This is a genomic window from Leeuwenhoekiella sp. A16, from assembly GCF_047946675.1.
GTDB lineage: Bacteria > Bacteroidota > Bacteroidia > Flavobacteriales > Flavobacteriaceae > Leeuwenhoekiella.
Genome location: NZ_CP172313.1, coordinates 4028091 through 4052568 on the forward strand (window position 1 = coordinate 4028091; position 24478 = coordinate 4052568).

The 24478-nt window shown below is 39.0% G+C and carries 19 protein-coding genes; 2 read left to right on the forward strand and 17 right to left on the reverse strand.

Going from position 1 to position 24478, the window contains the following annotated elements; translation table 11 throughout:
- Nucleotides 1-95: 95 nt before the first annotated feature.
- Nucleotides 96-1085, reverse strand: a complete 990-nt coding sequence (locus tag ACH3O9_RS17560; RefSeq protein ID WP_416442599.1) for an aldo/keto reductase — start codon at nt 1083-1085, stop codon at nt 96-98.
- Nucleotides 1086-1246: 161 nt separating this feature from the next.
- Between ACH3O9_RS17560 and ACH3O9_RS17565 the strand changes: the two genes are divergently transcribed.
- Complete coding sequence (locus tag ACH3O9_RS17565; protein WP_416442601.1) at nt 1247-2278, forward strand: aldo/keto reductase; 1032 nt, start codon at nt 1247-1249, stop codon at nt 2276-2278.
- A 212-nt stretch (nt 2279-2490) separates the two neighbouring features.
- The gene (locus ACH3O9_RS17570; RefSeq protein ID WP_416442603.1) at nt 2491-2865 is read left to right on the forward strand and encodes a hypothetical protein; all 375 of its coding nucleotides are present in this window, start codon (nt 2491-2493) and stop codon (nt 2863-2865) included.
- 759 nt (nt 2866-3624) lie between these two features.
- Here ACH3O9_RS17570 and ACH3O9_RS17575 read toward each other — a convergent pair.
- The 16 genes from ACH3O9_RS17575 to ACH3O9_RS17650 all read right to left on the reverse strand — a co-directional run bounded on the left by ACH3O9_RS17575 (nt 3625) and on the right by ACH3O9_RS17650 (nt 24471).
- The gene (locus ACH3O9_RS17575; protein ID WP_416442605.1) at nt 3625-4473 is read right to left on the reverse strand and encodes an aldo/keto reductase; all 849 of its coding nucleotides are present in this window, start codon (nt 4471-4473) and stop codon (nt 3625-3627) included.
- 136 nt (nt 4474-4609) lie between these two features.
- Nucleotides 4610-6784, reverse strand: a complete 2175-nt coding sequence (locus tag ACH3O9_RS17580) for a xanthine dehydrogenase family protein molybdopterin-binding subunit (protein WP_416442607.1) — start codon at nt 6782-6784, stop codon at nt 4610-4612.
- A gap of 24 nt (nt 6785-6808) precedes the next feature.
- A complete protein-coding gene (locus tag ACH3O9_RS17585) occupies nt 6809-7798 on the reverse strand; it encodes an FAD binding domain-containing protein (RefSeq protein WP_416442609.1) in 990 nt (329 codons plus the stop codon).
- Nucleotides 7799-7890: 92 nt separating this feature from the next.
- On the reverse strand, nt 7891-8697 hold the full coding sequence (locus ACH3O9_RS17590; RefSeq protein ID WP_416442611.1) for a 2Fe-2S iron-sulfur cluster-binding protein: 807 nt from the start codon (nt 8695-8697) through the stop codon (nt 7891-7893).
- A gap of 214 nt (nt 8698-8911) precedes the next feature.
- Nucleotides 8912-10612: an efflux RND transporter periplasmic adaptor subunit gene (locus ACH3O9_RS17595; protein ID WP_416442613.1), complete on the reverse strand. Its 1701-nt coding sequence runs from the start codon at nt 10610-10612 to the stop codon at nt 8912-8914.
- 12 nt (nt 10613-10624) lie between these two features.
- A complete protein-coding gene (locus tag ACH3O9_RS17600) occupies nt 10625-13366 on the reverse strand; it encodes a heavy metal translocating P-type ATPase (RefSeq protein WP_416442615.1) in 2742 nt (913 codons plus the stop codon).
- Nucleotides 13367-13420: 54 nt separating this feature from the next.
- Nucleotides 13421-13807 (reverse strand): DUF302 domain-containing protein, encoded by a 387-nt coding sequence (locus ACH3O9_RS17605; RefSeq protein WP_416442617.1) that lies wholly within the window; start codon nt 13805-13807, stop codon nt 13421-13423.
- A 33-nt stretch (nt 13808-13840) separates the two neighbouring features.
- Nucleotides 13841-15067 carry a permease gene (locus tag ACH3O9_RS17610; protein ID WP_416442619.1) on the reverse strand — a complete coding sequence of 409 codons (1227 nt, stop codon included), beginning with the start codon at nt 15065-15067 and terminating at the stop codon, nt 13841-13843.
- A gap of 28 nt (nt 15068-15095) precedes the next feature.
- The gene (locus ACH3O9_RS17615; RefSeq protein WP_416442621.1) at nt 15096-15647 is read right to left on the reverse strand and encodes a DUF3347 domain-containing protein; all 552 of its coding nucleotides are present in this window, start codon (nt 15645-15647) and stop codon (nt 15096-15098) included.
- Nucleotides 15648-15701: 54 nt separating this feature from the next.
- Nucleotides 15702-16022 (reverse strand): four-helix bundle copper-binding protein, encoded by a 321-nt coding sequence (locus tag ACH3O9_RS17620; RefSeq protein WP_416442623.1) that lies wholly within the window; start codon nt 16020-16022, stop codon nt 15702-15704.
- Between the two features lie 119 nt (nt 16023-16141).
- On the reverse strand, nt 16142-16708 hold the full coding sequence (locus ACH3O9_RS17625) for a helix-turn-helix domain-containing protein (RefSeq protein ID WP_416442625.1): 567 nt from the start codon (nt 16706-16708) through the stop codon (nt 16142-16144).
- Nucleotides 16709-16710: 2 nt separating this feature from the next.
- Nucleotides 16711-17949, reverse strand: coding sequence for a TolC family protein (locus ACH3O9_RS17630; RefSeq protein WP_416442627.1), 1239 nt, complete (start codon nt 17947-17949; stop codon nt 16711-16713).
- The gene (locus ACH3O9_RS17635) at nt 17946-21719 is read right to left on the reverse strand and encodes an efflux RND transporter permease subunit (protein WP_416442629.1); all 3774 of its coding nucleotides are present in this window, start codon (nt 21717-21719) and stop codon (nt 17946-17948) included. The genes ACH3O9_RS17630 and ACH3O9_RS17635 overlap by 4 nt, the downstream gene beginning before the upstream one ends.
- Before the next feature lie 96 nt (nt 21720-21815).
- Entirely contained in the window at nt 21816-22232 is a 417-nt protein-coding gene (locus ACH3O9_RS17640; protein ID WP_416442631.1) for an HYC_CC_PP family protein, read from the reverse strand.
- A 115-nt stretch (nt 22233-22347) separates the two neighbouring features.
- Nucleotides 22348-22632: a DUF202 domain-containing protein gene (locus tag ACH3O9_RS17645; RefSeq protein ID WP_416442633.1), complete on the reverse strand. Its 285-nt coding sequence runs from the start codon at nt 22630-22632 to the stop codon at nt 22348-22350.
- A 210-nt stretch (nt 22633-22842) separates the two neighbouring features.
- Nucleotides 22843-24471 (reverse strand): ArnT family glycosyltransferase, encoded by a 1629-nt coding sequence (locus ACH3O9_RS17650; RefSeq protein ID WP_416442635.1) that lies wholly within the window; start codon nt 24469-24471, stop codon nt 22843-22845.
- Between the last annotated feature and the right edge of the window lie 7 nt (nt 24472-24478).

The following is a 24478-nucleotide window of genomic DNA, read 5'->3' on the forward strand; positions in this document are numbered from 1 at the left end:
TGTCGATTTTTCCATTAAAAAAGCCGATTTCTTTATAAAATCGGCCGTTTTTTAAACAGTCTGACAAGGGGAAAATGCCAGCTTTTACTTAGAACTTAATTTTTATCGACTAGTTTATAATTGTCCTCGCTATATCGATCACCTGTATTGGGATATTTTTTGAGTAGATCTTCAATCTCCTGTTGTTTTTCTTTAGAAATAGAAACATCTACAGCAGCAGCATTCTCCTCAAGGTATTTTCTCTTTTTGGTTCCGGGAATCGGGATAATATTCTCCCCTTGATGCAGCACCCACGCAATTGCCAATTGCGCAGGTGTGCAACCAATATCTTCAGCGATACCTGCAAATCCTGCGGCTAATTTGCTGTTATTCTCGGCATATTCCTGTTGGTATCGCGGTAAGGATTTTCTAAAATCACCCTCTTTTAATTCAGAAACATCAAGTTTGTTTGTAACTAAACCACGTGCTAGCGGACTAAAAGGAATAAATGAGATTTTAAGCTCTTTGCACAACGGCAGTATTTCATCTTCTACTCCGCGAGTCAATAAAGAATACTCACTTTGCAAAGCAGTAATTTGGTGCTCATTATGTGCCCTAATGATCGAATTTTTAGAAGCTTCAGATAAACCTATATACTTAACTTTCCCCTCTTTTACGAGATCTGCCATTGCGCCTACTGTATCTTCGACAGGTACATCTGGATCAATGCGATGTGCGTAATACAGATCTATATAATCAGTTTTTAAGCGTTTCAGGCTGGCTTCTACCGCTTTCTTTACATAGGCAGGTGAGCCATCAAATTTTGTATAATTACCATGATCTTCAAGTTGAAACCCGAATTTAGTCGCCAGAAATATCTTATCCCGATTCGGTTTTAATACTTCAGAAATAAGTTCTTCATTTTTACCTTTTCCATAAATATCTGCAGTGTCCCAAAAGGTCACTCCTAATTCCATTGCTTTATGTAAAGTAGCGATCGATTCTTTGTCATTGGGTTCTCCATATGCATGGCTCATACCCATACATCCCAATCCCATTGCAGATACTTCTTCGCTGGTATTTCCTATTTTTTTGTACTTCATCATCTTTCTTTTTAAGGTTTATATAAAGCTAATCAATGTTTACAGGTTCATAACCGCTGCTTCTTATAATATTGCCATAAAACGGTCAAAACGAAATATTAAAGTTCTGCATGAGAGTGATCTGCTTCATAACTTTATGATATTAAGAATCCAAAAATTATACTATGAATTCAAACGAAAATAAAAAACACTATCAATTACCGCATGACTTTGGTATGGGCGGCGTTTCACTAGGAAACGAGTTTGAACCCGTAACAGATGAAGAAGCTCATGCAACTTTAAAAACCGCCTGGGATGAAGGCGTACGTTATTATGACGTGGCGCCCTGGTATGGTCTCGGACTTTCAGAAAGACGCTACGGCTATTTTCTACATAATAAACCACGTAAAGAATATGTGATTTCTTCTAAAGTAGGTAAGCTTTTAAAAGCTTCAAAAAATGTGGTGACAGAGAAAGGGCCTTTCCCATTTTCACCATCACCTAACTCGGTAACTTTTGATTATTCGGCTTCCGGAATTCGTCGTTCTATTGAAGATAGTTTGCAACGATTAGGAATAGATAGTCTTGACATTGCATACGTTCATGATCTGTCTTCAGATAACCCGCTTTTTAAAGAAGGTGAATGGCTAGAACATTTTGAAGTAGCTAAAAAAGGAGCTTTTCCTGAGCTTACTAAAATGCGGGAAGAAGGCATTATTAAAGGTTGGGGATTAGGTGTAAATACGCCTGAACCTATAATGAAAGCACTAGATGTTGCAGATCCTGATATCTTCCTGTTTGCTGCCCAATATTCTTTAATGGATCATGAGAATGCGATTGAAGAAATATTTCCTGCAATTCGCAAGCATGGGGCTTCTCTGGTAATGGGATCTAACCTCAACGCGGGTTATCTTTCCGGCAGCGACCGTTATAATTACGGACCTAAAATTCCGGATTTTGCACAAGAAAAACGGGAAAAATTAAGAAAAATCGCCGCTGCTCATAATGTAGATCTAAGAACAGCCGCTTTACAATTTGCCTCATTTCCTGATGTGGCGACAGCCATCGTTCCCGGTATGCATACTCCGCAACAAGTGAAAGAAAATCTGGCTTCTATGAAAACTAAAATTCCTGCTGATTTCTGGCAGGAATTGAAAGCTGAAAGGCTGATTCATCAAGATGCACCAACTGAAAAACAAGTGCTTACAGAAGCTTAATTTATAGAGAGGGTCTTTCCTCAAAATTAAAAATAAAGGCTGTTTAAAGTAGATATTCGTCAACCTGAACTGTCATACTGAGCTTGTCGAAGTGTGTTTTCAGGTTTCCATCAAATATAGTGAGATTCCGAAATAAATTCGGAATGACGTTTCTCTTTTAAACCAGCCTTTTTAATTTTCAATTATCAGATTCTAACATCAAATTATCTACCATGAAAAAATTACTACTTCTTGCCGCATTTATTTTATTTGCCTTTTCGGCGAAAGCTCAAACTGAAGTGAAGAACGACAGTATTATGATCACCATCTTTCTGAAACATCAACAGGATAAAAGCCTGGATTCTATTCAGAAAAATTTAGAGAAAACTAAATTCTGGGAGAATTTCCCGCCTAAAAGTGCAAAGGTAGTTTCGTGGTATGTGATGATGGGCATTGGTCAGGTTGTAACAGTAAGGATTCCGGCAGCAGACCTGCGCAAACTAAACCTTTCCATAGAGCATGGTGCCTGGAGTGCTTTTGATACGGAATTCTATCCTACATATGATTTTAAACCTATTTACGAGGAAAACTATGGAAAAGATAAATAATCATATGTTATAGATTAAATTTTTTTTAATGGATATTGTAATCTTCCAAATAAGTTTCCAGGTACATATGTCACAAATAAAAATCTCAAAATCGACGATGTTTCTGAGCTAATATTTTCCAAATAAAATCTTTAGCTCCTTCTTACTATCTAGGATAAAATGACATCCTCCATATTCACCAAAAGAAAGTCCATTTTCTTCATCAATAACTAAAATTTTTTAGAACCTAAAATAATGTTAGATTTCGTTAGAGTATCAAATTTGGAAAGGAAAAAATTATATAAATCTTCTATATCATTAGGAGTTGCTTGAAATCCTATTGTGCATTTTGATTTTAGATTTCTGATTCAACAGAGAAATTGTAGAAAATTTTATTCGAAACCTTGTTCAAACTCATCCCAAAAGTAGATCCTATCACTTCAACCTCTCTAGTCTCGTCCGGAATAATAACTTGTCCACATGCTTTGTCGGATGAAATCCAAATTCAACTGAGTATTAAAATTTGTTTCACAAAAAATACTTTTTTTATATCATTTTTTTTTAATTCAACTTTTGCATTTGGGAGCATTTTAATAATAAAGGGAATTTCTCTTAATTATCCATTGTATATTAATACCATAAATTACTAAATATATGTTACTAATCATTTGTCCTAATATTAACAATCGAACAGCTAGAGGCAAGGCAAATCCAACTTTCTATGAAATCATAAAAAAACCGGGTAAAATACCCGGTTTTTCGCGTTTTAAAGTTAAAAATCTACTGCTTAGATAAGGTTTCAAATTCCTCATCTGTTAGTTCGATCTCTGTAGCTTTAATATTACTTGCCAAATGATCCAGTGATTTTGTTCCCGGAATTAGCAGAATATTATCAGACCGTTTTAATAACCAAGCCAAAGCAATTTGAGCAATAGTTGCGTCATGCTTTTCGGCTATCGATTTGATCTTTTCCTTCATTTTATCAGGTCCTGAAGCTAAAGGAAACCAAGGAATAAAGGCTAATCCGTTTGCAGCAGTATAATCTAATACATCTTCCCCTTGGCGATCGCCAAGGTTATACTGATTCTGCACTGAAACGATTGGCAAAATTTCCTGAACTTTTTTGATTTGATCAACTGTAACTTCAGACAGACCTACGTATTTTATTTTGCCCGCAGCTACCGCATGAATGACCGGTTGCAGTGTTTCCTCAACATCTACATTAGGATCTATACGGTGTAATTGCCACAGATCAATCTGACCAATTTTTAAACGCTTTAAACTTCCGTCAATGCGTTCTCTTATGTGATCAGGATGACCATTGGGTTCCCACTGGTTTGGCCCAGGTCGTTCAAGTCCGGCCTTTGTTGCTATAACCAGATCTTGCTTGTAGGGATATAAAGCATCCTGTATCAATTCTTCATTAGTAAAAGGTCCATAAGAGTCTGCTGTATCGATAAAATTCACCCCACTTTCTACTGCTTTTTGGAGGATTTTTATCGCATTTTCGCGGTTTTCTACATCGCCCCAAACTCCTTCTCCGGTAAGTTGCATTCCTCCATAACCCAATCGGTTTACTTCAAGATCGCCTCCTATTTTATACTTTAAATTTACTTTTTCCTGTATCATAATCTTTCTTTTTAATTAAACTCAAATTTTGAAACGAGTCATGCTAAAGTATTATCAGCTTCTCGTCCCATTACTTTAATATCTTCATTGTAAGTATAAAAGTTACCCTGAAATAAATTCAGCGCAAGTACTATACTTAAGCGGTTTGTACTTTCATTTTTGTCAATTTTTCAGGTGTTATTGGCAAGTCCCGTACTCGTTTTCCGGTAGCGTTAAATACGGCATTTGCGATCGCAGCACCCACACTTGTTATTCCCAGTTCACCTATACCTTTTACTCCTAACGGATTTGCGATCTTATCTTCTTCCGGAATAAAGATTACTTCAATATCTGCTAGATCAAGGTTCACTGGCACATGATAATCTGCAAGTGTTCTGGTAATAAAATTGCCATAATTAGGCTCTACAATACTATGTTCTGTAAGTGCCATTCCCAATCCCCAGGTTATTCCGCCAATTACCTGCGAATAAGCTGTTTTGGGATTTAATATTTTTCCGGCGGAAGCCGTATTAATATATTTTTTCAAGCGAACCATTCCTGTATCTTCATCAACCCAAACTTCGGCAAAGTTGGCGCCAAATGAATAAACTGAATGATCCTCAAATTCTGAAGATGGTTCTGCAACACCGGCTGCGGTTAATGAATTTACGTTCTTGGCCTTCATCAATTCTGCTGTAGAAGCATCTTCACCCAAAGATGTATTTTCACGAAGCTTGTCTTTCGCAGCCGTACAAGCCGCGTAAGTTGCATTTGTATAACAAGCCGCGCCCCATGAACCACCTGAACCAGGAGTCACCGGATATTTAGAATCACCAAGATTAACCGTCACCTGCTCAACCGGAATATCAAGATATTCAGCGGCTGTTTGCGCTACAATCGTATAACTTCCTGTACCTATATCTGTACCATCAAGTTCTACTGTGGCATGAATTGTATCACCATCACGATCAAGTATAACTTTTGCATTTGTTTTGCTGTAAGGTGATTTACGGGATGAAGCGGCCATACCATAACCTACCAGCCAATTACCGTTGCGATTACTTCTGGGTTCCTGCTTCCATTTATCTTTCCAGCCAAAGCGCTCTGCTCCTATTTTTAAACATTCTATAAGTAATCTTGAAGAATACGGTTTGTCTGTACTTAGATCTTTTTGGGTATCATTTTTTATACGAAACTCAACCGGATCCATTTTTAGGGCATACGCCAACTCGTCCATAGCCGATTCTAAAGCAAAACTTCCAGGAGCTTCTCCAGGTGCCCGCATCCACCGTGGTGAGGGTAAATTAAGCGTCATTAATCTGTGTGTTACCAAAGAATTAGGCGGGCCATATAAAGTTCTTGAAATTGATCCTGATTGCTCCTGAAATTCTTCATAAGTAGAAGTTTGTGCGACAGTTTGATGAGAAAGCGCAAGCAATTTACCATCCTTATCTGCACCCAGTCTCATATACTGTCTGTTGTGCTGACGATAACCCACATGTGTGAACATTCCTTGTCTGGTAACGGTAAGTTGAACCGGGCGACCCACCATTTTTGAAGCGAGTATCCCCAAAGTTGCATGCTCACGAGCTTGTAATTTTGAACCAAAACCACCACCAATATAAGGTGTAATCACTCTAACATTATCCTTTGGTATCATAAAGGTTTCTGCAATTGTGGTTACTGCATTATCTACCATTTGTGTAGATAAATATGCCTTTACCTCTCCATTTTCCCAAGAAGCTATTATCGCATGCAGTTCCATAGGATGGTGATGCTCAATAGGTGTGTTATATTCTGCTTCTATAGTAACCGCAGAGTCTGCCAGGCCTTGCTCAACATCTCCCCAACTCGTATCTGTTTTTGCCCCTGAATTTATATTTTCCGGTTTATACGCATCCTTTTCGTGCTTGTCAAAAATAGATTTGGGTTCATCTTCTTCATAACTAAATTTTACCAGTCTGGCAGCATACTGAGCCTGCTCAAAAGTTTCTGCAACTACAGCCCCTATAAACTCACCAAAATAGTGAATCTTAGGCGTCTGCAACACAGGTGACAGACCATCAGTACTTGGCACCGGCATCTCTTCACTAAAAGTCTTTAGTTTATCAGCATTTTGGTACGTAATAATTTTAAGCACACCGGGTTGTTTTTCGGCCTCACTGGTACCTACTCCGGTAATTCGCCCCGCTGAGATCGTACTGCTCAGCCCCTGGGCATAGACCATATTATCAACATGGAACTCGGTGCAATACTTAGCCATTCCCGTCACCTTTAATCGACCGTCTACTCTATTTATGGCTTCGCCAATTCCTGTATTATTTGTATTCATGATTTTTTCTTTTTTTTAGTGGAATTATGCTCTGGCATTTGCCTGTTCTAAAGCTCTTATTATCGCGCGTTTGCCCAGCGGAATCTTATATTCATTCTGATCAAGCGGTTTTGCATCTTCAAAGGCTAATTCTGCTGCCTGTTCAAAGGTTTCGGTTGTGGCGGCTTTTCCCTGAAGAAATTTTTCCACATTGGCCAACTTCCACGGTTTATGTGCTACGCGACCCATTGCAAGCGCTGCACGCGAAATTGTATTTCCTTCTACCTGCAATCCTGCAGCGACAGACACTATAGCAAAAGCATAGCTTGATCGCTCCCTGATCTTTAAATAGTAATACTTATCTGAAAAATAAGGTTCCGGCAGATCTATAGAAGTTATAAGTTCGCCAGGTTCCAGATTTGTGTCTTTTTCCGGGTGGTCTCCGGGTAAACGGTGAAAATCTACAAAAGGAATTTTTCGGCTTGAGCCATCAGGTTTTTGAACATTTACGGTAGCTTCAAGTGCAGTTAATGCCACACACATATCTGAAGGATGTGTAGCTACGCAGCTTTCACTCCACCCAAAAATAGCATGCAATCTGTTCACACCTTTTAAAGCGCCGCAACCAGAACCGGGATCACGTTTATTACAAGGCATTGCGGTGTCATAGAAATAAGAGCAGCGGGTGCGTTGTAATAAATTCCCGCCATTTGTGGCCATGTTTCTTATCTGCTCTGTTGCAGCAGAAAGCATCGCCATAGATAGCAGCGGATAATTCTTTCGCACTGTAGCGTGATTTGCTGTATCTGTATTGCTAACCGCAGCGCCAAGGGACAATCCACCGGAAGCTGTGGGTTCAATTTTGTTATTGGGTAGATCTGCCACATAAACCAAGGCGTCCGGTCTTTCTACATCTTCTTTCATCAAGTCGATAAGATTAGTACCGCCGCCCAGATATTTTGTATTGGGAGTGCCGCTGTAAGACTTAAGTGCTTCAGTCTCACTTGCCGCGTTTGTATATTTAAATGGTCTCATGAAGTTAGTTTTTTGCCGCTTTTAGATCGATTTTTGATCTATTTAGGCGGATTTTTTAGTTTTTCGCAGAAATGCGAAATTTGTGAAGAATCTTACGATTCTGAAGTTCTGCTTCTTTCCAGTTCTTCGTTAGATGCAAACGTCCACTTAGGCCATTCATCGCTACCGCCGTTTACTTCCCGCACAGCCTGAACTATATTATTATAAGCACCGCAGCGGCAAATGTTACCAGACATGCGTTCTCTTATTTCTTCTTCAGAAAGTTTGAGGTTTTCTTTGGTTTGCCTAACGTCTTCGGTCACATAACTTACTTCGCCACGTTCTGCTTCATCAAGTAAAGCGACTGCTGAGCAAATTTGACCGGGTGTACAATAACCGCATTGAAAACCATCATGTTTTAAGAAAGCTTCCTGCATGGGGTGCAGTTTATTCCCTTCTGCAAGCCCTTCTACGGTTTTGATTTCTTTGTCTTTGCAAGTGGCAGCAAGAGTAAGACAGGAAAGTTTGCGTTTACCATCAATTATTACCGTGCACGCACCGCACTGACCATGATCGCAACCTTTTTTAGTACCCATAAGTTCTAGTCTTTCGCGCAAAGCATCAAGAAGCGACATTCTGGAATCTATTGTAAGGGGTTTTGAAGTATTATTTACCTGAAGATTTACCTTAACAGCATTTAGTAAAAAATCCGGATCAATATCCGGAATACCTTTGGGAGCATTTTCAAAAACATCTGAAGTGAAATATGGCATCGCAGCAAGACTTAAGCTAGCGGCTGACATTTGCCCCAGAAAGTTACGCCTGGAATTACCAAAAATGCCCAGCTCATCAAGAAGACGCTCTTCGTCTTCGCTCATTCTCTCTGAAGCCGTTTTTTTATTATTGTCAAAATCATTCATGTTGACTATTGGTTTTAATTATAGTTGGGATCTATTGCTTTGAGCTTTAAATTACCCATTAAAACCTTTATCCTGAATGTAATTTTCTATTTTAGAATTTAATTAACAGCGGCATTAAGAGAAATTATAGGAATTGAAGATTATTCCTACTATTGGTATTGAAAACTATTTATTACTATAAAAAATCGCTATAACAAAGTAATTAATTTCTATATTACTTAGCTATAGTTTTTATCACACTACCACAATTAAGCATAGCTTCACCAAAGTAAGGATTGCGTACCTCTCGCTCTTTACTCAGCCAGCTCGCTCCCTCACTATTATTTGCCATAGGGCATTTTTGTACAAATAAAGTGTCGTTATATGAATTTAGATTTTCTGCAAGGGCTATCATATTTTCTGAAAGCTTGTAGAAGTTATCTCGCTGGATTTTAAGATCTGTACTTTTATCTATCAATGAAAGTGCTTTTGTGCTTGCATTAATATGTGATTGCAACATTTTTGATGCCGAAGCAGTATCGATTTCTTCTAACGAATTTTGCAATGTTTTTGCTTTCGCGGAAGCGAGATCAGCTTTTGAAGCAACTAAAGCATCCTTAAGTTGTAAATAAGAATCAAGTGCACCGCCTAATTTCTGCTGAAAGTCTGCCGGTAAATTCATTTTCATCCCGGGCATAGCCTCTTCTCCCGCGTTCATCATAGATTTTTTGCCCTGCAATTGTGCGGCTGCATCAACTGTAAAAGTTCCATTTGTAACAATTTCATCACCGCTACTTAAACCACTTAAAATAGTATAATTATCACCTGAAGTGTTTCCTAATTGTACTTCACGCATTTCAAAAACCGGTTCTGTATCATCAGTTTTTATATAAACCAAAGATCTTTTTCCTGTCCACATCACAGCGCTTGCGGGAACTGTAATCGCTTCTTCTGCAGATGCAACTCCGCTTATCTTTCCTTGTACAAACATTCCCGGTTTTAGAATGTTCTCTTTATTGTTCAATTCAGCTCGCACTTGTACAGTTCGTTTGCCGGTATTGAGTGACGGATCTATAAATGAAACCTTAGCATCAAAAGTTTTTGCGGGATAAGCATTTGCCGATATTTTGATCTCCTGGCCGTTTTTTAGCTGAGAAAGCTGATTTTCATAAGCATCAAAAACCGCCCAAACCGAGCTTAAATTGGCTATTCTGAAAAGTGGCTGCCCCTGCTCTACATAATCGCCTTCATTCACTAATTTCTCTGAAACTGTTCCGGAAACTGTGGCGTAAACCGGGAAGTTTTCGGTCACTTTACCCGAGTTTTCAATCTGATTTATCTGATTTTCAGAAAGTTTCCAGAGTTTTAATTTGTTGCGTACCGCTTTGTACAATTCGGGTTGTGATTCTTTTAATGAAGCTGTGGTTATTAATTCCTGCTGCGCCGCTACCAATTGCGGCGAATAGATGGTTGCAAGTCTTTGTCCCTGACGTACTTCTTCACCGGTGAAATTTACATTGAGATTTTCTATCCTTCCGGCGAAATAACTGGATTGTACGGCATTCTCTTCTTCATTCTGCTGAATTTTACCAGAAAGTGTAAGACTGTTATTACTGCTTCCGCTGCCCACAACCGTTGTCTGAATATTTGCAAGTGCCAGCGCATTCTTAGACATTTTAAACTCGTTTAGAGCCAGACCATCTGCAGCAGAACCGGCAGGAATAAGTTCCATCCCGCAAATGGGGCAATCTCCAGGTTCGGGAAGCATAATCTGCGGGTGCATAGAGCAGGTCCACATTTGGGCAGTAGCTTCTTCAATGTGATCGTGACTTTCTGTGCTTTCGCCTTGAGCGGAATCGGAACCACCAAAAAGGAAATAACCACCGATAAGGCCCACAACCACGGCCAGAACTACGTAAAATGTACTTTTATTCATTGTCTTCTTATATCAATTTAAATCTGTAGCGCGTAACCGCAGCGCATTTGCAATCACAGAAACCGAGCTAAAGCTCATCGCAACCGCTGCGATCATGGGCGAAAGCAAAATACCAAAAACTGGATATAAAACGCCTGCCGCAATAGGAATCCCAACGGAATTATAGATCAAAGCGAAAAATAAATTCTGTTTGATATTTTTCATCACTTTATCACTCAAATTCTTTGCTTTTACGATGCCATGCAAATCTCCTTTTACCAAGGTGATCGCAGCACTTTCTATCGCTACATCTGTGCCGGTTCCCATTGCAATCCCCACATCACTTTTTGCCAAAGCAGGTGCGTCATTAATACCATCGCCCGCCATTGCCACTTTTTTACCTTTATTTTGCAGGCGCTCAACTTCAGCAAGTTTGTCTTGTGGCAGCATCTCTGCTTTATAGTCTGCCAACTCCAGTTCTGTAGCCACCGCTTTTGCGGTGTCGTTATTGTCACCGGTTAGCATAATAACTGCAATGCCTTTTTCTTTTAATTCGTAAATAGCCTTTTTGCTGCTTTCTTTGATCTTATCGCCTATTACAACATAACCCACCGCTTTATTTTCTACTGCTAAAATCGGTACGGTTTTGCCCGATTTTTGAGCTTCTGCAACCGCTTTTTGAAGTTCTTCCGGGATTTTGGCATTTGCTTCGGTCATCATTTTATGATTTCCTAAAGCGACTTTTTTACCTTCTATTATTCCCGTCCCACCTTTTCCGGAAACAGCTTTAAAATCAGCTGCTTCCAGTAATGTAATTCCTTTTTCTTTGGCATAATTAACGGTAGCCGCAGCCAGCGAATGTTCACTTTTGCTATTCAGCGAAAAAATATATTTTAAAACCTCATCTTCATTAAAATCAGCTGAAGAGCCTACTCGTTCTACCGAAGGTTTTCCTTCTGTGATCGTACCGGTTTTATCAATAATAAGGGTGTCAATCTTATTCATTTTCTCTAAAGCTTCGGCATTTTTGATCAAAACTCCGTTTTGAGCACCTTTACCCACACCAACCATTACAGACATAGGTGTGGCTAATCCCAGCGCACACGGGCAAGCGATGATCAACACCGCAATCGCGTTTACAAGGGCAAAAACATATTTAGGATCGGGGCCAAAAACCACCCAAGCGATAAAGGTTAATAACGAAATCAAGACGACAACAGGAACAAAATAACCTGAAATACGATCAGCTAATTTTTGAATAGGAGCCTGACTGCGGCTGGCTTTATTTACCATTTCCACAATCTGCGAAAGCAAAGTTTCTGAACCTACTTTTTCAGCTTTCATAACAAAAGACTGATTACCGTTAATGGTTCCGGAACGGACTTCATCACCTTCTGCTTTGTCAACAGGAATAGGTTCGCCCGTTATCATTGCCTCATCAACAGAGGTTTCACCTTCTGTAATTACACCATCTACCGGAATTTTTTCACCCGGTTTTACGCGCAAAAGATCTCCTTTTACGATCTTATCGATAGCTATTTCTTCTTCTTTACCATCTACAATTCGAACTGCTTTTGACGGTGCAAGTTTGAGCAATTCTTTTACCGCGGAATTTGTTTTTGTATGCGCTCGTGCTTCAAGAACCTGACCTAATAGAACCAAAGTGAGAATTACGGTCGCAGCTTCAAAATAGACGTGCACCGTTCCTGCTTCGGTTTTAAATTGAGGCGGAAAAAAATCGGGCATAAGTAGGCCAAAAACGCTGAAAAGCCATGCAATACCAGAACCTATTCCTATTAAGGTAAACATGTTTAGATTCCATGTTTTGACTGAACGATATGCTCTCTCAAAGAACATCCAGGCAGCGTAAAAAACTACGGGTAGTGAAAGAGCAAATTGTACCCAGTTCCAGTATTGTAAATCCAGTATATTATAAATAGGATTATTAGCCAGCATATCTGACATGGCGATCAAAAACACCGGAACAGTAAAAGCTACCGCTATCCAGAACTTTCTAAGTAATTTTTTATAGCCTTTTTCTTCAGCCGAAATATCGGGTTCCATAGGGACGAGATCCATCCCACAGATGGGGCAAGAACCAGGCTCATCTTCTACAATCTCCGGATGCATGGGGCAGGTGTATTGCGTAGCAGAGTAAGAAGCAGCACTCACTTCTTCTACCAGATCCATCCCGCAGACTGGGCAATCTCCCGCTTTATCATAAGTTTTATCTCCCTCACAGTGCATGGGGCAGTAAAATTTTCCCGTCCCCCCAACGTGGGCTCTTTCTTTATCTGAATTACCACTCTCACTCCTCCCCTTTGGGTGGGGATTTTCTCCTGGAGCAGATATTTTATAATGCCCGCCATCTGCTTCAAATTTTTGCTGAAAAGTTTCCAGCTTAATATGAGAGCTCATTTCAACTTCTGCTTCTCCTTTTTCCAGATCAACAACTGCGTTTGTCACTCCGGGAGTTTCCTTCAACATGTGTTCCACATGACTTTTACAACCATTGCAGGTCATTCCGGCAACGGCGTACGTATGTTTCATTTTATGATCTTCTTCTGGTAACGAAATACTATATCGCCCGCCATCATCCTGTAACGCCTTTTTGAAGGTTTCTATAGGAATATGAGATTCCATTTCAATGACCGCTTCTTCCTTTTCCAGATCAACCTGCGCTTTAGAAACTCCTTCAACATGAGCAAGCGTATTTTCTACATGGCTACGACAGCCGTTGCAGGTCATTCCGGATATTTTATATGTGTGTTTCATTTTCCCACCAGTGGGTTTAATTCTCTGAGGCATGCCTCGATTATATTATACTTTCTATAGACTGTCGATCACTTTTTTTAGTTTTTCAGTGATCTCTTTTGCTATCTTTTCTAGTTCAGGATTAGCGATTGCCTGCATTGATGCCATGGGGTTTACAGCTGCGACTTCTATTTTATTATCTTCAATTTCCTGAACGATGACATTACACGGCAACATGGTGCCTACCTTATCTTCTGCCTGTAACGCTTTATACGCATAAGGCGGATTACATGCTCCCAGAATGCGGTACTTCTTAAAATCAACGTCTAACTTTTTCTTCAACGTCTCATTAACATTGATCTCTGTTAGCACTCCAAAATCTTCTTTCTTCAGCTCTTCTGTAACTTTATCTATAGCAGCCTCAAAACTGCTGTTTATGGTTGTATTAAAATAGTAGTCCATTGTGAATAGTTTTTAAAGATTGAACATTTCGCTTTAAGCGATAAAAAATTTGGTTATCAAACCACCAGCTAACCAGATGTAGCAAATAAAAGCTGCATATTTTAAAATATTTTCAAGCAACATACTTTTAGGTGCCATCTCTTTCATATGCATAATATCTTTTCGTTTAAAAAAGCCCAAATAGATCAAATAACCCGAAATAAGTAGAAATGCGATGTTTAAAAAGAACGTGTAATTGAACTTAAAATAAGTCGTATCTGTCATGTTTACCTGACTGGAATCTGGTAAAATACTCAGTAAATCAAAGGAATAATGCAGAATTAATGACGCACCCACTAATGCAGTAAAAAGAAGGAAGAGAATAAAAAGTGACATTTTCCAGCCGTAATATTTGGCATTAATTCTAAGAATTGGAAAAACAACCAGATCACTAAAAATAAATGCCATAACCCCTGCAAAACTCACACCTTTACCAAAAAGTAGCGCAGCCAGCGGAATATTACCCATAGAGCCTATAAAAGTGATAAAAGCCGCAATGGGACCAACGATTATATGTTCAAGAATTTCAAAGAAAGTGAAATCTGTATTTCCTTGTCCGCTATTAATAAATAAGGTCTGAAAAAAGGAATCAGGTACAAAAGCGGCTACGATCCCGGCGATCGTAAAACCTACGGTAACATCTTTCCAGACCATCTTCCATTCCATCCCGTATTGTTTAGAAACTTTAGCCCAGCTTTCTTCGGTCTTAATTTTCTTTTTCCAGGATTTGGTTTCATCATCATCAGAATCTTCATCTTTATCTTCGAGATTCTTGCGGGCGTTTTCTATTAATTTTTTCGGATTTATAAGTCTTATTAACAACCAGCAAATAAGGATTAGTAGTATTCCACCAACATATTCCCCTACTACAAATTGCCATCCCAAGAATATAGCGATAATAATTCCCAACTCAATTACCAGATTAGTAGAAGCTAACAGAAATGCAATTGAAGAAACAAAACTCGCTCCTTTTTTAAATAAGGATTTAGTTGAAGCCAAGGCTACAAAACTGCAAGAACTGCTTATAAAACCAAAGAAAGTTCCCAGCAGTACGCCTTTTGACTCTCCCTGACCCATGGTTCTTTGCATACGCTTTTCAGTCACAAAAATCTGTATCATACTACTGATCACATAACCTAGAATAAAAGCCCATAGCGCCATCCAGAAAAAACCTACTGTCGTATAAGCAGCTTCACCCCATCGTTGTAAAAAGTCGGTCATATTGTAATTTAATCCTTCAATTCGCGGTTTACTTGATCTCACTTTTCACAGATCCACAGGTGAGCATTTTATCACCGTAAAAGGGATTTTTAATTTCTTGATCTGTTGATAACCAATAAGCGCCTTCATTAAAGGCCATAGGACAATAATCTTTATAAACTACTCCTGTAGAAATTGTTCCATTTAATAGACTTTCCAAAGGTTCTGTAAGTTTTGAAAATGCCCTTCTTTGCGCCTCAATATCACTTGAACCGGCTATTTTATCGGCATATTCAACTGCCTCTCTATTTTCGTTTAAAGATTCAGAAAGTTTATTAGCAGCTTCTTGCGCTGCGTCTGTATCACTCTTGACCAAAGCGTCTTTTACGTCTATGTAGTTTTGAAAAATGGCCTCAATTTTCTGGTCATTAAAAGCGAGTTCTTCAGAATTCTGTACTTTATCATCTATTGATGTATCCTCAGCATGCATCTCGTGCTGCATGGGGATTGATTTTTTCTCTTTAGAGTTATTAGAATTACATGAAATAATCAATGCAGTAAAAAATAACGCAAAAGTCAAACTCAAAAATCTATGTTTCATAAGTGAAATATTAAAACGACCCCTTCCTTAATAGCAGAAAGGGATCGATAGGTTTTAGGCTAAAAATGCCTCACATTCTTTTTCACATGCTCTGCATGCTTTTGCACAGTCCTGACAATGCTGGTGCTCGTGCTTCTCACACTCGTCTGCACAGGCAGTACAAATTTGCTGGCAATATTTTACGAGTGCATCAACGTCTTCATAAGATGTCAACAATACTTTTGCCGTGGTATCGCATACTTCTGCGCACACACGGTCTGTACGTATACAATCTACCATCATATCCAGATTGTCTTCATCAAGGCAGGCATCTGCACAATGATTACATGCAACTACACAAGCTGTTAAAGCGTCAATAAATGTTCGATTTTCCATAATTTTTTGGGTTTTTAGTTAAAGATTGTTTTATGAGTTGAAGGCAAACGCCTCAACATTTTTACAGAAACAATTTATAATTTCTTACATCCTTTAACTGCTAAAATTCTGGTAAAGGCTTATATAATTTGGTCTAAAGAATTCCTAAAATTCTGTTTTAAAGCCTTATAGTTTGTTAAACTCATCCCGGTCTCGCTTTTAAACTGGTTACTCAAATGGCCTGAATTACTGTAATCCAGCAGCTGACTTATCTCTGTAAAATTGTATTCTTTGGTCTGGATGAGCTCCTTTACTTTTTCTATTTTTAATTTGATGAAATACTTCTCGATCGTGATTTTCTCGTTATACGAAAAAAGCTTACTAAGCTTTGTATAATCCTGATTCACCCGTGACGCCAGATAATCTGATAATGTTCCTGAAAAGGTGAGCGGTAAATTTTTGAGCAACTTAATAAGCTCTATTTTAATATCCTCCACCAGAATTGTATCTGCATCTTCTATTAATTCAAAACCGTTATTTTCAACTATCCTCTTTACAATTTTCGTATCCTCTTCTGCATTAAGCTCAACTTCTGCCCTGCCCAGTTCTATCTGTTTAACCGCGATATCCTGCTGCTCTAATTCTAATCTTAAGATCTTGATGCAGCGGTCGCACACCATATTTTTTATATGAAATTCTTTGGTCATAGTTAGTTGGTTAGGTAATTAATATTGGCTGTTTCCCGGTAATATTTGGTTATCGCATCTACTAATTTAAGCTGAAATTTCAACTGTAACTCCTGAATATCAATCACATCGTTAAAATCAATAGTTCCGGTTTCATAGTTTTTAAGGAGAATTTCCTCTGCGTCTTTTGCTTGTTTTAAATTCTTTGTTTGCGTGTTGTAAGAGATTCTGGCCGAGTTTCTATTACTAATGGCAGTCTGCAAGCGGGTTTTAAGCAGATTAAAACGATCCTGCTTTTGCGAATTGATTTCTTGCAAGCGCAATTCATTTTGAGCAGAAACTGAATTATACTTTTTACTGAAAATTGGTATAGAGACGGAAACCATGGGCATAATGATATCTTTTCCGTTATCATTAAAACTCATTTCAGGGCGCTCTTCTACCGGAATATAATCAAGACCAACGCCTATTTGTGGAGAAGCTTCACGCAGATTTACTTTTTCAGACTGGGTAACTGATTCATAAAGTCGGTCGAATTTTAGCAGTTCAGGGTGGATTTTTAGCTCATTTTGACCGATTTTTTCCTCGTCCGGCAAAAGCAAACTATCTGCAATAGGGATTGCTTCCAAATTTTCCCGATTAAGCAAATTGCTAAAAGTTACTCGTGCCGACTCTTCATCCTGCTGCAAAACTTCAATTTGTTCCTGCAATTCATTTTGCCGCATTTGCAACTTTAATACATCAACCGCCGAAGCTTTATCTACCTGAACTGAAGTCAAAGCCAGTTCTTCGTAGGTGTCAAGCAATTTTATATTCTGCTGTAAAACCTCCTGTTTTTCCCGTAAAGCATATAAATTGTAATAGGTCTGCGCAACATTCAGCGCCAGCTTTCTTTTCGCAATAGCGATCTCAACATACTCGGCATCTGCCATGGCACCGACATAATTTTCTCTGGCGGTGATCGTACCAAACCACGGAATCATCTGTTTCACTGAAAAACGCGCTTTTTGCGCCCCGGTACGCGTTTCTGGTTCGCTTACAAAATAGCCCGCGCTTATTTCTGTATTGGGAAGTGAATTGACTTCGTTGACCCTTTCTTCAGCCAGATTATAACGCAACTCGTTCGCCTGAATATCTGGATTATTTTGCTGCGCTTCCAGAATGTAAGAATCCAATTGTTGCGCTTTTGCAGCGAAAAAAGACAGCAGAAAACAAAACACTAATGCAGATCTTGAAACCGATGATTTACTTATTTTCTTCATAAAATTTCATTTTTAGCAGCCAGATTATTATTTCGCTTAAGCGAAAACTCCTTCTTCCAACTGAATAAAACCGGAACCACAAAAAGTGTGATAAGCGCGATCAGCATTCCGCCAAAACCGGGAATCGCCATCGGGATCATAATATCACTACCTCTTCCCGTTGACGTTAAAACCGGAAGTAAAGCCAGAATCGTGGTCGCTGTTGTCATTAAACAAGGACGTATTCTTTTTTCGCCGGCTTCAACAACCGCATCACGTAATTCGGGTAAAGTTTCCGGTGAATTTCTATCAAAAGACTGGGTGAGATAAGTCGCCATTACCACACCGTCATCTGTGGCAATTCCAAAAAGCGCAATAAAACCAACCCAGACCGCGACACTTAAATTAATCGTGTGCATCTGGAACATATCGCGCAGGTTTTCACCAAAGAAATTAAAATTCAAAAACCAGCTCTCTCCATACAACCAGATCATGATAAAACCGCCGGCAAAAGCAACAGCTATTCCTGTAAAAACCATAAGCGAAGTGGAAACAGACTTGAACTGAAAATAAAGAATCAGAAAAATTATAATCAACGATAGCGGAACCACGACAGAAAGTGTCTTCTCTGCCCGCAACTGATTTTCATAAGTTCCCGTAAAACGATAAGTAATTCCTTTGGGTACCACCAGATCTCCCGCATCTATTTTTTGCTGAATCAAAGCCTGCGCATCCTCAACCACATTTACTTCGGCAAAACCGTCTTGTTTATCAAACAACACATAATTCACCAGAAAAGTATCTTCACTTTTAATCACCTGCGGTCCCTGCTCATAACGTATGTCAACCAACTCAGCCAGCGGCACCGGCGCACCATTCTCTACCGGAACATAAATACCTTCTATATCTGCCGGATTTTCGCGCAATTCACGCGGATATCGCACTCGCACGCCATAACGTTCGCGGCCTTCTACCGTTTGGGTAATCATCTTACCGCCTACCGCAACTTCAAGAACCTGCTGCACATCTTCTATAGTAATTCCGTATCGAGCGAGTCTGTCTCTTTTAATATCAATAAGCAAATAGGGTTTACCTACAATTCTATCAGCAAAAACTGCTTGAGACTTTACGCCTTTAGATTGCTTTAAAATATCCTCCAGTTTGATACCAAAATCCTCTATTTGCTTCAAATTTTGGCCCTGAATTTTAATTCCCATAGGCGCACGCATTCCGGTTTGAAGCATCACCAATCTTGTTTCAATAGGTTGTAGTTTAGGTGCCGAAGTTATTCCCGGAAGTTTTGTAACTCGTACGATCTCATTCCAAATATCATCAGGCGACTGAATTTGATGGCGCCAGTTTCGGTAGAATTCGCCATCTTCATCAGGAATTAATTGATCTGCATTTGCTGAAGAGATCACTTTGACTTTTGATGCTGCGCTCGTATCTTTTCGTACTGATTTGATTTCCCTTTCACTTCCGTCAATGGCAAGAATTAAGCTGTCGTGCGTCACAAAATATCCATCATCATTCACCCGAAATCTTTGCCTTTCTCCCCGATTATTGAGCATATATTCCGATTTATACTGAATAATATTCTCATACATAGAAAGTGGCGCGGGATCGAGTGCAGACTCGGTACGGCCAGATTTTCCCACAACGGTTTTAATTTCCGGAATGCTGGCAACCGCCATATCAAGTTGCTGTAAAATACGCTTGTTTTCAGTCACGCCGGCATGCGGAAGTGAAGTCGGCATTAAGAGAAACGAACCTTCGTTAAGCGATGGCATAAATTCTTTACCGGTGTTGTTCATAATGAGAATTCCGCAGATAACAATTGCTGTAGGCAGCGAAAGAAAGAGAATCTTATTGCGCAATGCCCATCTTAGAATACGCGTATAAAAATGTCTGAATAAGGAGAAAACGCCCAGCAGACCGAAACAGATAACGCCAACAATAATTACATTCCAAAAAATGGATTTTTCAACACCCAGTGGCCGCCAGTATTCCGCCAATAACAGTACAATGGCAGCAGCTGAAATAATGATATTAATAAGATTTACACGCTTTCGCGAAAGCTTATCCTGAACGCCGAACAAGGCTGTAATACCAAATGCGATAAGAACCAAACCTAGCCAATAGCCATAAAAAACGGCAATAATACCGGCTATAATCAGCACTGCGTTTATAGCATAAGTTGCTTTTTTCTTGAAGTTTCTTTTTCTAAAAATAAAAGCTGCAAATGGCGGAATTAAAAACAGCGCCACAATTATGGAAGCTGTAAGCGCCATAGTTTTTGTAAATGCCAGAGGACGGAAAAGTTTTCCCTCTGCTCCCACCATCGTAAACACCGGAATAAAACTGATAATCGTAGTTAAAACAGCGGTTACGATCGCGCCGGAAACTTCAGCAGTGGCATTGTAAACAACGGTATTTATGGGCAAATTCTCATTATCTTCATCGAGATGCCTGATTATATTTTCACAAAGGATGACGCCCACATCGACCATCGTCCCAATCGCAATCGCAATACCAGAAAGAGCCACAATATTTGCATCAACATTAAAGAATTTCATGGCAATAAAAACCATAAGAACCGCCACAGGCAACAACCCGGAAATTAGAATTGATGCCCGCAGGTTAAACACCATAATGATAATTACGAGAACCGTAACCAGAATTTCAAGCGTTAACGCCTCGTCTAGTGTGCCTAATGTTTCTTGTATAAGTTCGCTTCTGTCGTAAAATGGAACTACCGTAATATGCGATGTGCGACCATCTTTCAAAGTTTTTGACGGCAAGCCGCTACTTATATTGGCGATCTTTTCTTTTACATTATTGATAACCTCCATCGGGTTTGCGCCATAGCGGGCAACCACAACTCCGCCCACAACTTCGGCACCTTCTTTATCCAGTATTCCACGTCTTGTGGCCGGGCCCAGAGATACCTTTGCAATATCTGCGATACGTATGGAAGCAAAGTCTTTTGAAGTGACAACCGCATTTTCTATATCTGCAATATTCTTAACGTAGCCCAAACCACGCACCAGATATTCCGCCTGATTTATTTCAAGGGTTTGCGCACCAATATCCCGATTACTTTCCTTTACTGCGGTTACAACCTGACCCAGATCGATGTTATATTGCCGCATCAATTCCGGATTTACATCAATGTGATATTCTTTTACATAACCGCCAATAGATGCCACTTCTGAAACTCCGCTGGCTGAAGACAAGGCATATTTCACATAATAATCCTGAATGCTTCGCAGTTCCTGTAAATCCCAGCCGCCGGTTACATTACCGTCATCATCCCGACCTTCTAGCGTGTACCAATAAACCTGACCCAAACCGGTTGCATCCGGTCCTAGCGAAGGATTAATTCCGTCTGGTAATAATCCATTAGGTAGGGAATTGAGTTTTTCAAGAATTCGGCTTCGGCTCCAGTAAAATTCTATGTCTTCATTAAAAATGATATAGATACTTGAAAAACCGAACATTGACGAACTTCTAATCGTCTTTACTCCGGGAATTCCCAGCAGCGAAGTAGTTAACGGATAAGTGATCTGGTCTTCAATATCCTGTGGCGAACGACCGTCCCATTTCGTGAAAACGATCTGTTGATTCTCACCAATATCTGGAATCGCATCGACTGCCACGGGATCTGTTGGCAAAAAGCCGGTATCCCAGTTAAAAGGCGCGTTAACAATTCCCCAGCCTACGAATAGAACCAGAAGAAGTACAGAAACTAATTTGTTATTTATAAGAAATTTGATGCTCTTATTCAGCATGAGCTAAGATTTAAACGATGTGAAATAGTTATCAAAAAAGACAACGAGAATGCCCGGGCACAAGAATGCCGGGTTCTATTAAACATGTTTAAAAAATCAAATAAGGAAAGTCTGGTCTAGCAGCTGTATGTCTTTTATGAGGACGGGCGGCGAGTAATCTTTAAAAGGAATTATCTGCTCATCAAGCCCTTCAAAAAGGTTCACATACGTGTAAACGAAAGCAGCTACAAAAGTCTGGTGCTCCAGTGAAAGTGAATCAAAAGAAGATTTTAAATCATCATGGCCTTTTACCACAACCGTTTTATCGCTACAGCAGGATTTTGTGGTTATCGTGTTCTCGCAGTTGTTTGGGGTTTGCTGTAAATCCATCCCGCAAGAAACGGCTTCTTTCATGATTTTAAAGTCAACCAATTTGTCGCCACAATAATGCATGTTCATACTAAAAGACATAGTAGAGAACAACACAAGAAGTGCCATTGTAAGCGATATTATTTTATGGAAAGACTTTTTCACTTCATGCAAAATTAATACAAATGATCGATATTTCACACTTTAGTGAATTTAACCCAGCAAATTTCTGGTCCGTTTAAGTCGATTTTACCTCAATTTAGGCGGATTTTTAATATAATTAAGCGGGTTTTTCTGCATTTAGATCTGCATCCAGATATAGCTTTTTGATGTGTTTTTTCACATAATAAAACCTCACAAAGCCGGTGATTAATAAAATGGGCGCAATAACTGTAAGGGCAAGACCAATACTTTTTATTTGTTGAAACATATCCAGTTTTATGATCGCAAGCCCCGAACTTAAAAACACGATAAATGTGCGAAAATAAGCCAGAAACGTACGCTCATTAGCCAATCGTGTTCTGTCAATCGCCAGCTTGTCACGCAACGTAAGAGGTTCGTCCATAAACAAAATTTTGTTTGTTTAAAGGTAACCAAATTCTTCCATCTTAAAATCTATATGTAAATCCTAAAAGGTGATTCCCTTCATAATTGCTGTATAGTTATTCTGAATTGTTTACGCTTTCGCGGAAGCTGAAAAAATCACACAAGCAAACAAAAGATATTTGTTTAAAAATCTGAAAATAAGATTTTGCGCCAGAAGTAATTCTAAAACCTAATAATAGATTAACCATTTGCCAGCATCCTCTTTATTCCTGAAATTTCTTAGCATAAAGTGCAGAGAATCTGGTATTGTATCGTTATCATGTGCAATTAAAATATTCTTATGACCTCGCATTAACGCCTCTGCTCTGTGAAGATCTTCAGGCTTTTGCAGATCATAATAATATTTTTTGTAAAGTGTATCCTGCTCAAATTCGGTTTCCCGTTTTGCTCTGTAATTTCCGTTAGCAATAGTGATTATTTTTTTGTCAAGATAAAAAGACGCCGAAGGTAATCTGTTATCGTAAACGATGATATTTGCTGTGTTGTCTTTATCTAACGTCTCAACTCTCGCCATAAGATCTTTAACCGAATTGATCATATCTGCATTTGCACTGCTAAAAAGTGTATAGACAAATAGAAGTCCCACAGTGAAACACAGGGTTAAACCCATTAATTTCTGATTTACAAAAACCTCCTTTTTTCTATATAAAAACAGGCTAAAACCTATCAAAAACAGAATTAGAATAACCGCTAATGGAATATTTACATTTAATTTTTCATAGAAGATGAGAATCAATAATGCAATTACCAATAGAGCATAGAAACCCAGATAGATCTTGTTATAAATTGTAGCTCGCTTTTGCGAAATACCAACAGCTAAATACCCACCAAGCAAAGCTAAAAATGGATAAACAGGCAGGATATACAGTATAAGCTTAGATGAAAACAGTGAAAATACGAGAAGTAAAACCCCAACAGTTATTGCCAGAATAAAGACATGCTTATCAATATTTTTAATGTGTTTTCGGTTTTTAAAAAAGTAGGTAATAATAAAACCAAACCACGGCAAACCTACCAAAGGGGCAAAAAGCAAATAATACCAAAATGGCTTATCTCTGTGAAAGCTCTGCGCATTGAAGCTTCTGTTTACAATTTGTTCAATAATAAAATAATCCCATAAATTGGGATGATCTACAACTACCGCAATAAACCAGGAAGCAGAGATCGCCAGCATTAAAAACACTCCTAAAACGGAATGAATAGTAACACGCAAGCGTTCTTTATTAATAAACTTCCATACAGCTATAAAGGTTAAAACAGGTAGCAAAACAACGGGGCCTTTAGTTAAAAACGCTAAACCAAGTGCCGCATAAAAGCCATATAGATAAATAAGTCCTCTTTCATTTTTTCGCTTAAGCCATAAAAATATAGCCGTAACAATAAAAGTAGTGAGATAAGCATCTGTCGTTAGATTGCGCGTCGCAATAAGAACTACCGGAAAGGAGAGATAAATTACTGCAGACCAGAGGGCAATTTTTTCTTCTTTAAAAAGTAGTAGTGCAATTTTAAAAACCAGTAATAACTGAATGATCAGAGCCACACTTAGAAAAAACCGAGCCCCAAATTCATTAACACCAAAAATTTGATATCCTAAAGCGGTTAGATAATAAGTAACCGGCGGTTTGTGATAATGCGAAATACCCAGCAGCTGTGGGTGCAGATAATCACCAGAAATTACCATCTCCCGCCCTATTTCTGCATAGCGAGCCTCACTACTTTCTGTAAGACCCCAACTGCCTTGACCAATGTTTAATATGACAAATAAAAACAGTAAGCCTAGATAAAATTTAAACTTCAAAATCGCG

What these genes read in the sequence shown, in the direction of transcription:
- ACH3O9_RS17560 (WP_416442599.1), bottom strand. Translation starts at nt 1,085, where the DNA reads ATGATGAAGTACAAAAAAATAGGAAATACCAGCGAAGAAGTATCTGCA.
- ACH3O9_RS17565 (WP_416442601.1), top strand. Translation starts at nt 1,247, where the DNA reads ATGAATTCAAACGAAAATAAAAAACACTATCAATTACCGCATGACTTT.
- ACH3O9_RS17570 (WP_416442603.1), top strand. Translation starts at nt 2,491, where the DNA reads ATGAAAAAATTACTACTTCTTGCCGCATTTATTTTATTTGCCTTTTCG.
- ACH3O9_RS17575 (WP_416442605.1), bottom strand. Translation starts at nt 4,473, where the DNA reads ATGATACAGGAAAAAGTAAATTTAAAGTATAAAATAGGAGGCGATCTT.
- ACH3O9_RS17580 (WP_416442607.1), bottom strand. Translation starts at nt 6,784, where the DNA reads ATGAATACAAATAATACAGGAATTGGCGAAGCCATAAATAGAGTAGAC.
- ACH3O9_RS17585 (WP_416442609.1), bottom strand. Translation starts at nt 7,798, where the DNA reads ATGAGACCATTTAAATATACAAACGCGGCAAGTGAGACTGAAGCACTT.
- ACH3O9_RS17590 (WP_416442611.1), bottom strand. Translation starts at nt 8,697, where the DNA reads ATGAATGATTTTGACAATAATAAAAAAACGGCTTCAGAGAGAATGAGC.
- ACH3O9_RS17595 (WP_416442613.1), bottom strand. Translation starts at nt 10,612, where the DNA reads ATGAATAAAAGTACATTTTACGTAGTTCTGGCCGTGGTTGTGGGCCTT.
- ACH3O9_RS17600 (WP_416442615.1), bottom strand. Translation starts at nt 13,366, where the DNA reads ATGAAACACACATATAAAATATCCGGAATGACCTGCAACGGCTGTCGT.
- ACH3O9_RS17605 (WP_416442617.1), bottom strand. Translation starts at nt 13,807, where the DNA reads ATGGACTACTATTTTAATACAACCATAAACAGCAGTTTTGAGGCTGCT.
- ACH3O9_RS17610 (WP_416442619.1), bottom strand. Translation starts at nt 15,067, where the DNA reads ATGACCGACTTTTTACAACGATGGGGTGAAGCTGCTTATACGACAGTA.
- ACH3O9_RS17615 (WP_416442621.1), bottom strand. Translation starts at nt 15,647, where the DNA reads ATGAAACATAGATTTTTGAGTTTGACTTTTGCGTTATTTTTTACTGCA.
- ACH3O9_RS17620 (WP_416442623.1), bottom strand. Translation starts at nt 16,022, where the DNA reads ATGGAAAATCGAACATTTATTGACGCTTTAACAGCTTGTGTAGTTGCA.
- ACH3O9_RS17625 (WP_416442625.1), bottom strand. Translation starts at nt 16,708, where the DNA reads ATGACCAAAGAATTTCATATAAAAAATATGGTGTGCGACCGCTGCATC.
- ACH3O9_RS17630 (WP_416442627.1), bottom strand. Translation starts at nt 17,949, where the DNA reads ATGAAGAAAATAAGTAAATCATCGGTTTCAAGATCTGCATTAGTGTTT.
- ACH3O9_RS17635 (WP_416442629.1), bottom strand. Translation starts at nt 21,719, where the DNA reads ATGCTGAATAAGAGCATCAAATTTCTTATAAATAACAAATTAGTTTCT.
- ACH3O9_RS17645 (WP_416442633.1), bottom strand. Translation starts at nt 22,632, where the DNA reads ATGGACGAACCTCTTACGTTGCGTGACAAGCTGGCGATTGACAGAACA.